Below are 14,474 nucleotides of genomic sequence, written 5' to 3' on the forward strand. Positions count from 1 at the left end.
CCTACGCGGGCGAGGTCCGCCACAGCGGCGAGCTCGGCTACCTGCCGCAGGACCCGCGCGAGGGCGACCTTTCCGTCACCGCGAAGGATCGCGTGCTCTCCGCCCGTGGTCTGGACGCGATGCTGCGCGATATGGAAAAGGCGCAGACCGCGATGTCCGAACTCGTCGACGAATCGGCGCGGGATCGGGCGATTCGGAAATACGGTCGCCTCGAAGAGCGTTTCGCGTCGCTCGGTGGATACGCCGCGGAAAGTGAAGCTGCTCGAATTTGCTCAAATCTTGGGCTTGCCGACCGTGTTCTGGCGCAACCATTGCAGACGTTGTCCGGTGGTCAACGGCGCCGGGTCGAGCTCGCCCGAATTCTGTTCGCCGCCTCCGACGCCGGTGCCGGCGGGCGTTCCGGCACGATCCTGCTGCTGGACGAGCCGACCAACCACCTCGACGCGGACTCCATCACCTGGTTGCGCGGTTTCCTCAAGCAGCACGACGGCGGGCTCGTCGTGATCAGTCACGACGTGGACCTGCTCGGCGAGGTCGTGAACAAGGTCTGGTTCCTCGACGCCACGCGCGGCGAGCTCGACCATTACAACATGACCTGGCAGCGCTACCTCGACGCGCGCGCGGCGGACGAGAAGCGCAGGCGCCGGGAGCGGGCGAACGCCGAGAAGAAGGCGTCCGCGCTGCAGCAGCAGGCGGCCAAGCTCGGGGCCAAGGCCACCAAGGCGGTCGCGGCGAAGAACATGGCCCGCCGCGCCGAGCAGATGCTGGCGAACCTGGACGAGACCAGGCAGGCCGACAAGGTCGCCCACATCAAGTTCCCGGCCCCCGCCCCGTGCGGCCGCACGCCGCTCACCGCCGAGTCACTGTCCAAATCCTACGGTTCGCTGGAGATCTTCACCGGCGTCGATCTCGCCATCGACCGCGGCTCGAAGGTCGTCATCCTCGGCCTGAACGGTGCCGGCAAGACCACATTGCTGCGTTTGCTCGGCGGAATGGAGAAAGCCGATACCGGCCATCTCATCCCCGGTCACGGAATGCGGTTGGGTTATTACGCACAGGAACACGAAACGCTGGATCACGACGCGAGCGTTTGGGAGAACATCCGCCACGCCGCGCCCGATACCGGCGCCCAGGAATTGCGGAACCTGCTCGGTTCGTTCCTGTTCACCGGCGAACAGCTGGAGCAGCCCGCCGGAACGCTGTCCGGTGGTGAAAAGACCAGGCTGGCCCTCGCCGGTCTCGTTTCCAGCGCCGCCAACGTCCTGTTGCTCGACGAGCCGACGAACAACCTGGACCCGGCCAGCCGTGCCCAGGTCCTCGACGCCCTGCGCAGCTTCTCCGGCGCCGTAGTGCTCGTGACACACGATCCTGGTGCGGTGGAGGCTTTGGAGCCCGAGCGGGTCATCCTTCTGCCCGACGGGACCGAGGACCTTTGGTCCGCCGACTATCTGGAACTTGTCCAGCTTGCCTGAGTTATTGGTCCATTCGGGTGCTTGATCGACTACGGTCGGGCACTGAAATGGCCCAATGTGATCGCAATTCCGGGATAATTGTGCCTGCCGTCTGGCATTCCGGCGCCCAGTGTTCGATCATTGCGGCGACAGGGGTCGAATGTGGCCCAGGACACTCTCAGGCGGAAGGCGGACCGACGTGGCTGACCTGAAGAAGGGCGCGCGGATCACCGGTAATACGCGCGACAAGCTGGCCGCGGACCTCAAGAAGAAGTACGAGAAGGGGTCGAGCATCCGAGCACTCGCGGAGTCGACTGGACGTTCCTACGGTTTCGTGCACCGCGTGCTGTCGGAATCGGGCGTCCAGTTGCGTGGGCGAGGGGGCGCGACCCGGGTCAAGAAGAAGTAGCGGAGTCGGGCGCGGGGGGCGTCGCCCGATCCGAATCTTCTTCCGATCGACGAAAAACCAGCATGGCGCCCAGCAGCACGAGCGGATACACCAGGTAGCCGTACCGTGTCGCCGGGGCGAGCAGTGTCAGTGCGCTGAGTCCGACAGCGGTGCGCAGCAACGCATCCGAGCTTGTCGCGGGGGGCCTCAGCACCAGCCAGATCGCGATCGTCACCGCCGTCGCGCCGAGCAGGACGAACGCGGCGACCGTGCCGGCCGGGCCGATGCTCGCGATCAGATGCCCTGGCAGCGGGCTCGCCGCGGGCGACTTGACCACGCCGAGGCCGAGCGGGAACCGGAACATGTGCTCGAAGAACGAGCGTGGGTCGACCATCGCCACCGGGACGTGGATCACGATCGACGTCACCAGGAAGGTCCCCAGAAACATCCCCAGCGCGCGCTTTCCCTGACGTACCAGGACAACGATGGCGAGTACGACCGCCGCGGGCACGACTATCAGCTTCGCGCTCAGCACCACGGCCAGCGCCAGCGCCGCGAGCCCGGGCCGATCCCGCGCCGCGAGCGCGAAAGCCAGTATCATCAGCCCGGCGATGGCGAGGTCGGGACCCGCGACGGCCCAGGTCAACGCGGTGAGCGGACAGGCTATCGCGAGCTGCGCGGCCAGCACGGGAATCCGGGGCCACCGCAGCAGCCACAGCGTCGCGGCCACGCAGAGGCACGCCACGAGCGCGAACATCAGCCGCGCGTCGGTCAGCGCGTCGGCCGGCGGGCTCCCGCCGAAAAGAGCCCGGGGTAGTCCGAAAATCGCCATCACCGGGCCGTAAGGCGTGTAGTCGTTGACCTCCGCCGCCCGGCCGAGCGCGGTGACGTCGACGTACGGCGTGCCGTTGTCCAGCAGCAGTCTCGCCGACCGTTCGATGACCCACACCTCGGGCTGGGCCGCCCAGGAGCCGGGCGTGTTCAGCCAGTCGACCCCGGTCAGCCGGCGCACCACGAGGGTCACCAGCGGCGCGACCATGGCCAGCAGTCCGATGAGCGCGATGGACACCCAGCGCGAGCCCAGCTTGCCCTCAGGGGGGTGCCCGGCCCGTGTCCGCACGAGCAGCCAGCACGAATGGGCCGTCGCGAGGCCGTAACCCGCGATCGCGAAATTGCCCCAGACGCGGTAGCCGTAGAATTCCGACGCGATCGCCGTGACGACGGCGAACACCAGGAACGCCGCGTAGACGATCGCGTCGATGCCGAGCGGGTTGCCGAACCGGGCCTTTTCCGGCAGGACGGCTGGCGAAACGGCCTCCACCACGGTTCCTCCGTCCCCAGGATGCACAGCGTTGACCAGGAGGTTACCGAGCACGGGCCGCCGGGTTTCCGTCGGTCGGAGGAAAGTTCGGCGAAATGGGAAGATTTGTGTTGGGTAGGGCGTTGTGCAGGCAATATGCGGAAAATGTCTAGAGTATACTAGAGGTTTATCACCTGGGGACGAGGATTTTGATGGACAACACGTGGTCATTGATGAGCTCGGCGATGCGGGCCGGGGAGATCCCGCGGACGCTCGCCAAGGGCACGGTCGCCCGGGTGGCGAGGTTCGCGAAACCGCATTGGCGCAGGCTGCTGGTTTTCCTGGTGCTGACGGTGGTTTCGGCGGTCCTCGCCGTCAGCTCCCCGCTGCTGGCGGGAAAAGTGGTCGACGCGATCATCGGCAAGGACAGTGTGTCGGTGGTGGTCTGGCTCGCACTGGCGATCGCCGGGCTCGCGATCGCCGACTCCGGGCTGGGGCTGGCCGAACGCTGGCAGTCCGCGCGGATCGGTGAAGGCCTGATCCTCGACCTGCGCCGCGCGGTGTTCGAGCACGTGCAGCGCATGCCGATCGCCTTCTTCACCCGCACGCGGACCGGGGCGCTGGTCAGCAGGCTCAACAACGACGTGATCGGCGCGCAGCGCACGTTCACCGCGACGCTGTCCGGGCTGGTCACCAACGTGATCCAGCTCGTGCTCTCGCTCGTGGTGATGATGACGCTGTCCTGGCAGGTCACCCTGATCGCCTTGGTGCTGCTGCCGGTGTTCGTGCTCCCGGCGCGCCGCCTGGGCCGCAAAATGGCCGACCTGCAACGCGAATCGGCGAACCTCAACGCCGGGATGACCACGCAGATGACCGAACGGTTCTCGGCTCCCGGCGCCACGCTCGTCAAACTCTTCGGGCGGCCCGACGCCGAGGCCGAGGAGTTCGGCCAGCGCGCCGGCCGCGTCCGTGACATCGGTGTCCGCACGGCGATGCTGACCCGGTGGTTCCTGACCAGCCTGACCCTGGTTTCCGCGCTGGCGCAGGCACTCGTCTACGGTCTCGGCGGCTGGATGGCGCTGCGCGGCGACCTCGCGCCCGGCACCGTGGTGGCGCTCGCGCTGCTGCTGACGCGGCTCTACAGCCCGCTGACCGCGCTCGCGAACGTCCGCGTCGACGTGATGACCGCGCTCGTGTCGTTCGAGCGGGTCTTCGAGGTGCTCGACATCGAGCCGATGATCACCGAGAAGCCGGAGGCGAAGAAGGTGCCCGCCGGTGGCGTGTCCGTCGAGTTCGACGACGTCCGCTTCGGCTACCCGGCGGCGGACAAGTACTCGCTGGCGTCACTGGAGGACGTGGCCACTTTGGACACCCGTGGCGGCGAAGAGGTGCTGCACGGCTTGAGTTTCCGTGCCGAAGCCGGGCAGATGATCGCGATCGTCGGATCTTCGGGTGCCGGCAAGTCGACGATCGGCTCGCTGCTGCCGCGGCTGTACGACGTCGACTCGGGTTCGGTGCGATTGTCCGATGTGGATGTCCGGGACCTGACTTTCGCTTCCCTGCGGGAAACCGTCGGTGTCGTCACCCAGGACGGGCACCTGTTCCACGACACGATCCGCGCGAACCTGGTGTACGTGCGGCCGGGCGCGACCGACGAGGAGATCTGGCACGCCCTGGAACGCGCGCGCCTCGGTGAACTCGTCCGGGAACTGCCCGACGGCCTCGACACCTTGGTGGGGGAGCGCGGTTACCGGCTTTCCGGCGGCGAACGGCAACGGCTGACCATCGCGCGTCTGCTGCTGGCGCAGCCGAAGGTGATCATCCTCGACGAGGCCACCGCGCATCTCGACTCGGAGTCCGAAGCGGCGGTGAACGAAGCCCTCGCCACCGCGCTGGAAGGCCGGACGGCGCTGGTGATCGCGCACCGGCTCTCGACGGTCCGCGCGGCCGACCAGATCCTGGTACTGGAGCACGGCGAGATCGTCGAACGCGGTACCCACGACGAGCTCCTCGCCGCCGAGGGCCGCTACGCCGACCTCTACAACACGCAGTTCGCCGAGGAACCCGCCGTCGCCTGAGCACTCCGCCCCGGCCTCGTCCGCCCGGCGAAAGTGGCATGAACGGACCTTTCATCTCGAAATTCGAGATGAAAGGTCCGTTCATGCCACTTCGGGGCGAGACGTCACCGCAGCGCGGGAACCAGTACCTCGTAGTGCGCGAGCAGTGACGCGTTGGCCTCGTCGCCGCCGTCAACGTTGGAGCTCCGCCACAGCGGGACGTCGACGCCCTGTGCCTTGCCGAGGTCGAGCACCTTCGCCAGCACGAGGTTCCACAGGAACGCGTTGATCACCGTCGACAGCGGCGCGGTGACCGGCGAGTCCGCCGGGTAGCTCGAGTCGCCGGGGCGGACGCCCGAGTCGAGCACCACCGTCGCCTCCTCGACCAGCGTGGTGGGCGCGCGGCGAGGGGCCGCCGCCACCGACGCGCGTGACGTCACGGCGATGACAGCGGCGCCGTTCGCGCGGGCCTTCGCGGCCAGCTCGACCGGGTACGGGTTCACCCCCGAAGTCGAGAACACCACGACGACGTCGTCGGGTCCGGGCGCCTTCTCGGCCAGCACCTGCTCCGCCAGCCCGCTGCGCCGCTCGGCCACCGTGCTCGACTGCGCGCCGTGCAGCGGGAGCAGCTCCGGGTGGTAGAGCGGATACACGCAGGCCAGGCCACCCGCCCGGTAGAACGTCTCGGCGACCGCGGCCAGCGAGTGGCCGGCGCCGGCGGTGAAGACCAGCGCACCGGCGCGGATGACGCCGAGTACGAGCTCCGCGGCCTGGTTCACCTGCTCCGCGTTGTCGCGCTCGGCATCCGCCAGCTTGCCGCCGACGGTCTCCCACAGTTCGGTGGTGCTCACCACATCCGCCTTTCCTTTTGGTCCCCGGTTCCGAACCTATCGGGCGAAGCGAGTGCCCGTCCGCCGGAATACCGGGCTCCCCAGCCCGGGTTGACGGGATAAGGAGGTCTGCACTGGTGAGCAAGAGTCTTCCCGCGCTGTCGATCAGGCACGGACGCGGACCAGTCAACGCGGTGGTACTGGTGCTGCACGGCGGCCGCGAACACGGCCACACGCCGGTGCGGCCGTGGAGCCTCGCGTACCTGCGGATGGTCCCGCTGGCCAAGGCGATCCATTCGGACGGCGCCGGCAGCGGCGTCGAAGTGCGGCTGATGCGCAACCGGGTCCGCGGCTGGAACGCGCCCGGCTTCGATCCCGTTCGCGACGCGCGATGGGCGCTGGCCCGGATCAAGGCCGACCATCCCGGAGTGCCGGTGATCCTCGTCGGGCATTCGATGGGTGGCCGGGTCGCGCTGCGCGTCGCCGACGACCCGGCTGTGGTGGCCGTGTGCGCGCTGGCGCCGTGGACGCCGGCCGGTGAGCCCGTCGCCGCCGTCGAAGGCCGTGACGTGCTCATCGTCCACGGAACCCGCGACCGGATGACCGATCCCGCGGGTTCCTTGTCGTTCGCGAGCCGCGCGCAGGCCGGATCGTCCCGTTTGGTCAGATTCGAAGTGGGCGACGAAGGACACGCGATGCTCCGTCGGTCCGCCGTCTGGACCCGGTTGGTGACCGCTTTCACCCTCGGCGTCGCGGCCGGCCGTACCGCCGACGAAATCCTGGCCGCGGCTTGGACCAAGCCGAGCGCCGAGCGACTGCGAATCCCGGTCTGAGCGATGGCAGCGCACGAAGACTTCGCGTCACAAAATCCGGGCACGATCCGTGCTACTGGAATACCATCTACCGGCTGCGTACTGCCGGCGGGAGGGGAGTGCCTTGACCACCTCAAGCATTGACCGGGCTGCCTCAACAGCAGATGTTCCGCGCCCCGACGAGAACCACTGGCCGGGACTGGAAACCCCGCCACATTCACCTTTCCGGGCGAAAATCGCCGAGAGCCTGTTCCGCCGCGCGGTGCGCACCCTCGACGTCCGGGTGCTGCTTCCCGGCGGCGAGAAACTCGGCACCGGCGGTTCCGGATCGCCCGAAATGCGGATAATCCGCCCCGAGGCCTTCTTCCACCGCCTTGGCGCCGACGCCAAGATCGGCTTCGGCGAGTCCTATATGGCCGGTGACTGGACGTCGGACACCCTCGCCGAGCTGCTGACGCCGTTCGCCGAGCGGATGGCCGTGCTGATCCCGCCGGTGCTGCAGCGGTTCCGCCGGTTCGTCGACCGCCGGCAGCCGACGTCCGAGCAGAACACGCTCGAAGGCGCGCGCGCCAACATCCACCGGCACTACGACCTGTCGAACGATCTCTTCGGGACGTTCCTCGACCAGTCCATGATGTACTCCTCGGCCATCTTCGGCCCCGAGGACGACCTCACCGCCGCCCAGCACCGCAAGATCGACAGCGTGCTCGACTACGCCGGCGTCCGCGACGGCAGCGAGGTGCTCGAGATCGGGACGGGCTGGGGCGAACTCGCCATCCGCGCGGCAGGCCGTGGCGCGCGCGTGACGTCGCTGACCATCTCCGAGGAGCAGCGGACCCTGGCCGACGAGCGCATCGCCAAGGCCGGGCTCAGCGACCGCGTCGACGTCCAGCTGTGCGACTACCGCGAGTCCCAAGGCGAGTACGACGCGGTGGTGAGCGTCGAGATGATCGAAGCCGTCGGCGCCGAGTACTGGCCGACGTTCTTCGGCACGGTCGGGGAGCGGCTACGCCCGGGCGGCCGGTTCGGGCTGCAGGCCATCACCATGGACCACGAGCGGATGCTCGCGAGCGCGGCGTCGTACACCTGGATCCACAAGTACATCTTCCCCGGCGGGCTCATCCCGTCCACCCAGGCCGTCGAGCGGGGTATGGCGGAGAACACCGGCCTCAAACTCCACGGCGTCCGCGAGTTCGGGCAGGACTACGCGCACACGCTCCGACTGTGGCGCGAGAAGTTCACCCAGCGCTGGAATAAGGTCGCTGACCTGGGGTTCGACGAGATCTTCCGGCGGATGTGGGAGTTCTACCTGGCGTACTCCGAGGCCGGATTCCGCTCCGGATACCTCAAGGTGCACCAGTTCGGCTTCGTCAAATAACGGCCCCGTACAGGGCATCGAACAACCCGATACGGGTGTCGCACGTCTGTGTACAAGAACCCTGCGGTTCACTATGCGGTACGGGCACGACAAATCGGGAACGGGTGATGCGTGATGAGCCATGGCGGAGACTACGGCGGCTACCGGCCGCCGGCCGGGCCTCGTCAGGGTTCAGGGCGGACCAGGCAGCCTCAGCGTGCCCAGATGATGCCGCTGCCCGGTCGCGAGCAGGACGCGGCCACCAGGGGGATGTTCCAGGCGCCGAACGACCCGCGGAACCGGTCGGGCATGCCGCCGCACCAGGGCCCGCCGCAGCAGCCGCCGCCCGAGCAGCGCCCGCCCCGGCGGCGGCGCAAGTGGGGCGTCGGCCGGGTGCTGCTGACGCTGCTGATCGTGTTCGTGGTGTTCGTCGGCGGGGTCTGGATCTACCTCGAGACCTCGATCAAGCGCGACGACGCGATCCACGACTACGCGGGACGCCCCGCGGCCGCGTCCGGCACGAACTGGCTCATCGTCGGCTCCGACAGCCGTGACGGCCTGAGCACCGCCGACGAACAGCGACTGTCCACAGGGGACAGCAAGGCCGCCGGCGGTGGCAAGCGGACCGACACGATCATGGTCGCGCACATCCCCGGCAACGACGTCCGCCCGACACTGCTGAGCCTGCCGCGCGACTCGCAGGTGAAGATCCCGGGCCACGGCACCAGCAAGATCAACGCCGCGTTCTCCATCGGCGGCGCGCCGCTGCTGCTGGAAACCGTCGAAGGCGCCACCGGGCTGCGCATGGACCACTACGCCGAGATCGGCTTCGGCGGCTTCGCCAACATCGTCGACGCCGTCGGCGGGGTCAACATGTGCATCGACAGCGAAATGCACGACACCGTCACCGGCGTCACCATCCCGGCAGGCTGCCAGGACCTCGACGGCGCGAAGGCACTCGGCTTCGTCCGTATGCGGCACAGCGCGTCCACCCCGCGCTCCGACCTCGACCGCGTGGCCAACCAGCGCAAGTTCATCGGCGCGCTCGTCAGCACCATCGCGAGCCCGGGCACGCTGCTCAACCCGTTCGCCGTCTTCCCGCTGCTCTCGGCCGCGCCGGACGCGCTGACCATCGACTCGGGCGACCACCTGCACAACCTCGTCGGTCTGGCGATGGCGATGCGGGGGATCTCCACCGGCGGCGTCGTCACCACCACCGTGCCGGTGACCTCGGGGTCGGCGGAGAACTGGGACAAGAACAAGTCGAAGCAGATGTTCGACGCCCTGAAGGGCGACACCACCATCCCCGACAGCGTCATCGTCAACTAACCATCTGTCGACAGATGGTGATCTCTTGGCTACTGAGAGATCACGTGATGTCGACATCTCGTGGCTGGCTCTGGCGCAAAACCGCTGGGGTGAAACACGGTGGTGCGTCAGGATGAGGGCATGGAGACTCCGGCCGAGACCCTCACCGACGGCGAGATCACGCTGAGCCGCTGGCGGCCCGGCCAGGTCGACGTCGTGCGGCGGGTCGTCAGCGACTCCATCGACCACCTCTCGCCGTGGCTCATCTGGGCCGCCACCGGTTACGGCGAGCGGGAAGCGGCCGACTTCCTCGAGATGACCACGAAGAGCTGGAAGAGCGGCGAGGCCTTCGACTACGCCATCCACGCGCGTGACGGCGAAGTCATCGGCGGGTGCGGCATGATGGCGCGCATCGGCCCCGGCGGCCTGGAGATCGGCTACTGGCTCAGCCACCGCCACACCGGCCGCGGTGTGATGACGAAGACCGTGCGGCTGCTGGTGGCGGAGGCGTTCCGGATCGGCGCCGACCGCATCGAGATCCTGCACGACGTGCTCAACGTCCGCAGTGGCGCCGTCCCGGAACGACTGGGCTTCACCAAGATCGAGCAGCGGCCCTCGGACCAGCCCCCGACTTCGGGAACCAGCGGCTTCGACCAGGTGTGGCGGCTGACTCGCCCCTGATCAGGAGGGTTTGTCAGGCAACTTTGCGGCCACGCAAGGCTTCGAGCGCCTTGTCGGCGTGCACGTCGAACTTCAGCTCGCTCTTGATGACCTCGAGGATCCGGCGGTCGGTGTCTATCACGAAGGTGTGCCGCTTGGTGTGCAGCGGGATGAACTTGCGGTGCACCCCGAACTGCTTGGCCACTTCGCCGTCGTCGTCGGACAGCAGCGGGTAGTCGAAGGCGTTGATGGTGGAGAATTCTCGCTGCTTGGCGACCGAGTCGGGGCTGATGCCGACCCGCTGCGCGCCGACCTCTTCGAACTCGGCCGCGAGGTCGCGGAAGTGGCAGCTCTCCGCGGTGCAGCCGCCGGTCATCGCGGCCGGGTAGAAGAACAGCACCACCGGGCCGGCTTCGAGGAACGTCGACAGCTTGCGCTCGTCGCCCTTGTCGTCGAGCAGGGTGAAGTCCGGGGCGAGGTCTCCGGTGTTCATGGAGCTCCTTTCGAATAAGGGCGTGACAACGTGATCCTGCCCTGTCTTCGGAGCCGGTTCGCGACCGGCGTGGTGCTACCGGGCGTGCCGCTCGATCAGTTCGTCCACTTCGTCGCCGGTGGCGGATTCCGACACGAACGAACCCCGCGCCGCGAGCACACCGAGCTTGCGCAGCCTGGCGGCTTGTTCGTCATTGCTGACACCCTCGGCCCCGACCCGCAGGTTGAGCTCGCGCGCCCTGGTGATGATGTGCTCCAGGTTCCGGACCGCCGCCGCGTCGTCGCCGTCGGCGAGCGCGTCGATGATCGCGCCGCTGAGGATCACGTGCCGCACCGGGAGCTTGTGCACCGGGATGAGCTCCAGATCGGCCGTGCCGGAGACCGTCAAGACCATCTGCGCGCCCAGATCCGACAGCGTGGCCATCGAGTCGAGCACCTCGCCGCGCGGGTCCAAAATGGACTCGGCGCTGGTGCACAGCCGCAGTGCCCTGGCGGGCAGGCCGTGCCGGTTCAGCTGTTCCTTGACCAGCAGCACCAGGTCCGGGTCGATGGCGAGCCTGGTCGGCAGCCGCACGCACACGTCCGGCGCCGAATCCCCGAACTCGTCCCGCCAGCGCGCGGTGGCCGCGAGCGACTCCGCGAGCAGCCACTTGCCGAGCGGGATGGTCATCCCGGTGGTCTCGGCGAGCGGGTAGAACTCGTCGGAGTCGAGCTCGCCGCGTTCCGGGTGGTTCCAGCGCAGACCGGCGTTGACCGCGGCCAGCTCGTCGGGCTTCGCGAGCTTGACCGTCGGCTGGTAGATGAGCGAAAACTCGCCGTTCTCCAGCGCTCCGGCGATCACCGCGCCCAGCTGGTAGCGGCTGCGGTCGCGGGCGTCGGCCTCCGGGTCGAACAGCATCCACTGCGCCTTGCCGGCTTCCTTCGCGCGGTGCAGCGCGATCTCGGCGGCTCGCAGCAGCTCCGCGGGGCCGCCTTCGCTGACGGCCCGCACGACGATGCCCGCGCTGGCGCTCACGCCGATCCCGTGGCCGGCGAGATAGATCGGCTCGGCCAGGTCGTCGAGTGCCTGTTCCACGAGCGCGATGACCTTGGTCGCCGCGAGTTCGCCGCGAAGCAGGACAGCGAAGCCGTCACCGGACAGCCTGGCGACGAAACCGTCGTGCTCGGAGGTGAACACGGCCGAGAGCTTCCGCGCGATCCCGCGGAGGACCTGGTCGCCGACCCCGGCGCCGAGGCCGTCGTTGACGACCTTGAACCCGTCGATGTCGAGGTAGATCAGCGCGATCTGTTCCTGCGCGGTGCTGCCGAGGGCGGCTTCGAGGTGGGTGGTGAACTGCGACGAGTTCGGCAGCCCGGTCAGCGAGTCGTGGAGGTTCTGGTGCCGCAGCTGTTCCTGGAGCAGGTGGAGCTCGTTGGCGTCCTGCACCATCAGGATCGGGTACGCCGAGCCGGGAGTGTCGCCGGGAAGCTCGGTGAGCGTGACGTCGACCCACAGCGGGCCGTCTTTGGCGTGCTCGAACCGAACGCGCTCCTCGTGCTTCTTCCCGTCCGTATTCCCATCCGCGTTCTTGAGCTTGTCGAGGCCGCGCCGCAATGAGACGGCGTCACGCCCGGCGGCGCCGAGGTCGGCGATGTTCCGGCCGCGCAGGTCGTCCGGAGCGAGACCGAGCAGGGTGGCGAGCGCGTCGTTCGCTTCGACGATCTCGCCCGCCGGGTCCGCCAGCGCGATGCCCATCGGTGAAGCGGAGTAGAGCGACGCGAACCGCTCGCCGCTCGCGTCGCGTGTGGACTCGGCCGCCTTGACCGTGTCACGGGCGACATTCAGCAGAATGCCTTCGAGTTCTTCACAAGGAAGCGTTACTCCGTTGGTGTCAGCCAACGTCGCCGCCCAGTGGCGCGCGACCTCGGCCAACCCTGGTGCGAAACCAGGCTCTGGCACACTTCACCTCTTCACGCGCGGGTTAAGGCCAGCTCAGACCGGGTGTGGCGGTTCCAAGTCCCACACCGGGTCCATGCTGGCCGAGAGTCATGCCACGGCATCACGTGTGGAGCTTGGTGTCTACCGGCTGAACGAGTGATCATGAGTATATCGCCCGTCACCAGCTGTCACCGCCGCAACCCGCGCGGAAATCAGGCTTTTCGAGCCGTACCGGCAGTCCGTCGACGGGCACCGGCAGGGACACGTAATCCCAGCGGGCCGTGTAGTCCGACGGGACCGACCACCGGTAGGCCCGCAGCATCTCGTGAAGCAGTGCTTTTACTTCCAGCGTCCCGAAATGCAACCCGATGCACTTGTGCGCGCCACCGCCGAACGGCATCCAGGCGTACCGGTGCGACTTGTCCTCGCGCCGCTGCGCGTTGAACCGTTCCGGGTCGAACTCCCTCGGGTTCGTCCAGCAGTCCTCATCGAAGTGGTTCGCGGTGGGGGAAACGCTGACCAGTGTGCCGGCCGGGATGTAGTGCCCTAGGACCTCGGTGTCCTTTGTGGTCATCCGGGCCATCGACGGGACCGGCGCGACCAGGCGCAGTGCCTCCTTCATGACCAGGTCGAGCGTCTCGAGTCGTTCCAGCGCCTCGATTCCGGGGATCTCGTCGCCGAGTGCGAGCGACTCCGCGCGGGCACGTTCCTGCCACTCGGGGTGCTTGGCGAGGTAGTAGGCGGCCGCGCTGCTGGTGATGGTCGTCGTGTCGTGCGCGGCCATCATCAGGAAGATCATGTGGTTGACGATGTCGGCGTCGCTGAACCGCTCGCCGTCCTCGTCGGTCGCGTGACAGAGCGCCGAAAACAGGTCGACGCCGTCGTCCGTCCGTTTGGCGGGCAGCTTTTCGGCGAAGTACCGCTCCAGCACCTTGCGCCCGTTGAGCCCCTTGGCCCACCGTCCACCCGGGACGGGATAACGCACGACCGCGGTGCCCGCGCGCACGGAGTCCACGAAGGACCGGTTGATCAGCGTCGCGTCCTCGCCGCTGCGCATGTCCATGAACACGCTCGTCGCGACGTCGAGGGTGAGCTGCTTGAGCGACCAGTACAGCCGCGGGTTGGGTTTTGCCGACCACGCGGCGATCCCTTCGCGCAGGGCCGGGCCCATCTTGCCGACGTAACCCGTGAGCCGGTCGCGGGTGAAGGCCTGCTGCATGATCCGCCGGTGCATGTGATGCTCGCCGAAGTCGAGCAGCATCAGGCCGCGGTGGAAGAACTTCTCGATGAAGAACTTCCAGCCCTCCTGCGAGAACGCCTTGTCCTTGTTGACCAACGCGATCTGGGTGGCTTCCGGCCCGGACAGGCTGACGATCTGCCGCCCGAACGCGCCCATCCAGGACACCGGGCCGTAGTTCGCGTAGCGGCGCAGCGCGAACTCCAGCCCGAAGCGCATGAAGTCGAGTGAATGGCCGATGACGGGCGCGCCCGCGTCGCCGAGGACGGGCATGAGGTCGCTGCCTGCCGGCGGCGCGGCGAGTTCCCGCACCGGCCAGCGCTGGTTCAGCCACTTCTCGTCCACCGCGCGGGGCAGCGGGATCGCGGTGAGCGGCGGGACCCGCTCGCGAATGGCCTCGGTGACTTTGCCGACGGTGCTGGTCATGACCGTTCCTCTCTACGTTGAGAGTGAGCGACTTGCCTACCCGGTCTACCATCCCCCTTTATTGGCACGCCGACAATAGCTCTCCCGGGCGAACTTGCCGAAGGCCGAGTTTGCCGGAGCTGGGCGCCCCCGGCGCTCTCCGCAAGCGACCTGCGCATGCCACGCCCTGGTCACGCAATCTCAATGGCGCGCCTGCCGATAAACACAGGCTGGTCAGGTGGGTCGTGAGTGGCTACGA

Annotated in this window: 12 protein-coding genes; 7 read left to right on the forward strand and 5 right to left on the reverse strand. The window is 68.0% G+C overall.

Translation table 11 applies throughout. The annotated features are described in order from the left end of the window. Both VGP60_RS11085 and VGP60_RS11090 read left to right on the forward strand, forming a co-directional pair. The coding region (locus VGP60_RS11085; protein ID WP_327547849.1) for an ABC-F family ATP-binding cassette domain-containing protein at window positions 1-1,472 on the forward strand (1,472 nt) is incomplete at its 5' end. A 178-nt stretch (window positions 1,473-1,650) separates the two neighbouring features. Further along, window positions 1,651-1,860 (forward strand): helix-turn-helix domain-containing protein, encoded by a 210-nt coding sequence (locus VGP60_RS11090; RefSeq protein ID WP_003071237.1) that lies wholly within the window; start codon window positions 1,651-1,653, stop codon window positions 1,858-1,860. Here the strand turns inward: VGP60_RS11090 and VGP60_RS11095 are convergent. Beyond that, window positions 1,847-3,160 (reverse strand): glycosyltransferase 87 family protein, encoded by a 1,314-nt coding sequence (locus VGP60_RS11095; protein ID WP_414640325.1) that lies wholly within the window; start codon window positions 3,158-3,160, stop codon window positions 1,847-1,849. The two genes, VGP60_RS11090 and VGP60_RS11095, sit on opposite strands and share 14 nt — an antisense overlap. Before the next feature lie 191 nt (window positions 3,161-3,351). Between VGP60_RS11095 and VGP60_RS11100 the strand changes: the two genes are divergently transcribed. Next, window positions 3,352-5,217: an ABC transporter ATP-binding protein gene (locus VGP60_RS11100; RefSeq protein ID WP_327547851.1), complete on the forward strand. Its 1,866-nt coding sequence runs from the start codon at window positions 3,352-3,354 to the stop codon at window positions 5,215-5,217. A gap of 104 nt (window positions 5,218-5,321) precedes the next feature. Here VGP60_RS11100 and VGP60_RS11105 read toward each other — a convergent pair whose 3' ends face one another. Beyond that, the gene (locus tag VGP60_RS11105; RefSeq protein ID WP_327547852.1) at window positions 5,322-6,050 is read right to left on the reverse strand and encodes a sugar isomerase domain-containing protein; all 729 of its coding nucleotides are present in this window, start codon (window positions 6,048-6,050) and stop codon (window positions 5,322-5,324) included. Between the two features lie 113 nt (window positions 6,051-6,163). On the opposite strand from VGP60_RS11105, the gene VGP60_RS11110 reads away from it, so the two are divergent. The 4 genes from VGP60_RS11110 to VGP60_RS11125 all read left to right on the forward strand — a co-directional run bounded on the left by VGP60_RS11110 (window position 6,164) and on the right by VGP60_RS11125 (window position 10,184). Beyond that, the gene (locus tag VGP60_RS11110) at window positions 6,164-6,859 is read left to right on the forward strand and encodes an alpha/beta hydrolase (protein WP_327547853.1); all 696 of its coding nucleotides are present in this window, start codon (window positions 6,164-6,166) and stop codon (window positions 6,857-6,859) included. A gap of 103 nt (window positions 6,860-6,962) precedes the next feature. Then, complete coding sequence (locus VGP60_RS11115; RefSeq protein ID WP_327547854.1) at window positions 6,963-8,216, forward strand: cyclopropane-fatty-acyl-phospholipid synthase family protein; 1,254 nt, start codon at window positions 6,963-6,965, stop codon at window positions 8,214-8,216. Window positions 8,217-8,330: 114 nt separating this feature from the next. Further along, window positions 8,331-9,524 carry an LCP family protein gene (locus VGP60_RS11120; RefSeq protein ID WP_327547855.1) on the forward strand — a complete coding sequence of 398 codons (1,194 nt, stop codon included), beginning with the start codon at window positions 8,331-8,333 and terminating at the stop codon, window positions 9,522-9,524. Between the two features lie 120 nt (window positions 9,525-9,644). Next, the gene (locus VGP60_RS11125; RefSeq protein ID WP_327547856.1) at window positions 9,645-10,184 is read left to right on the forward strand and encodes a GNAT family N-acetyltransferase; all 540 of its coding nucleotides are present in this window, start codon (window positions 9,645-9,647) and stop codon (window positions 10,182-10,184) included. A gap of 13 nt (window positions 10,185-10,197) precedes the next feature. Here VGP60_RS11125 and VGP60_RS11130 read toward each other — a convergent pair whose 3' ends face one another. From VGP60_RS11130 to VGP60_RS11140, 3 genes are all read right to left on the reverse strand, one after another. Further along, the gene (locus VGP60_RS11130; RefSeq protein WP_327547857.1) at window positions 10,198-10,656 is read right to left on the reverse strand and encodes a peroxiredoxin; all 459 of its coding nucleotides are present in this window, start codon (window positions 10,654-10,656) and stop codon (window positions 10,198-10,200) included. A gap of 75 nt (window positions 10,657-10,731) precedes the next feature. After that, window positions 10,732-12,594, reverse strand: a complete 1,863-nt coding sequence (locus VGP60_RS11135) for a putative bifunctional diguanylate cyclase/phosphodiesterase (RefSeq protein WP_327547858.1) — start codon at window positions 12,592-12,594, stop codon at window positions 10,732-10,734. A 157-nt stretch (window positions 12,595-12,751) separates the two neighbouring features. Beyond that, window positions 12,752-14,236: a cytochrome P450 gene (locus VGP60_RS11140; RefSeq protein ID WP_327547859.1), complete on the reverse strand. Its 1,485-nt coding sequence runs from the start codon at window positions 14,234-14,236 to the stop codon at window positions 12,752-12,754. Between the last annotated feature and the right edge of the window lie 238 nt (window positions 14,237-14,474).

Origin of the sequence: Amycolatopsis sp., assembly GCF_036008905.1 — a bacterium.
GTDB lineage: Bacteria > Actinomycetota > Actinomycetes > Mycobacteriales > Pseudonocardiaceae > Amycolatopsis.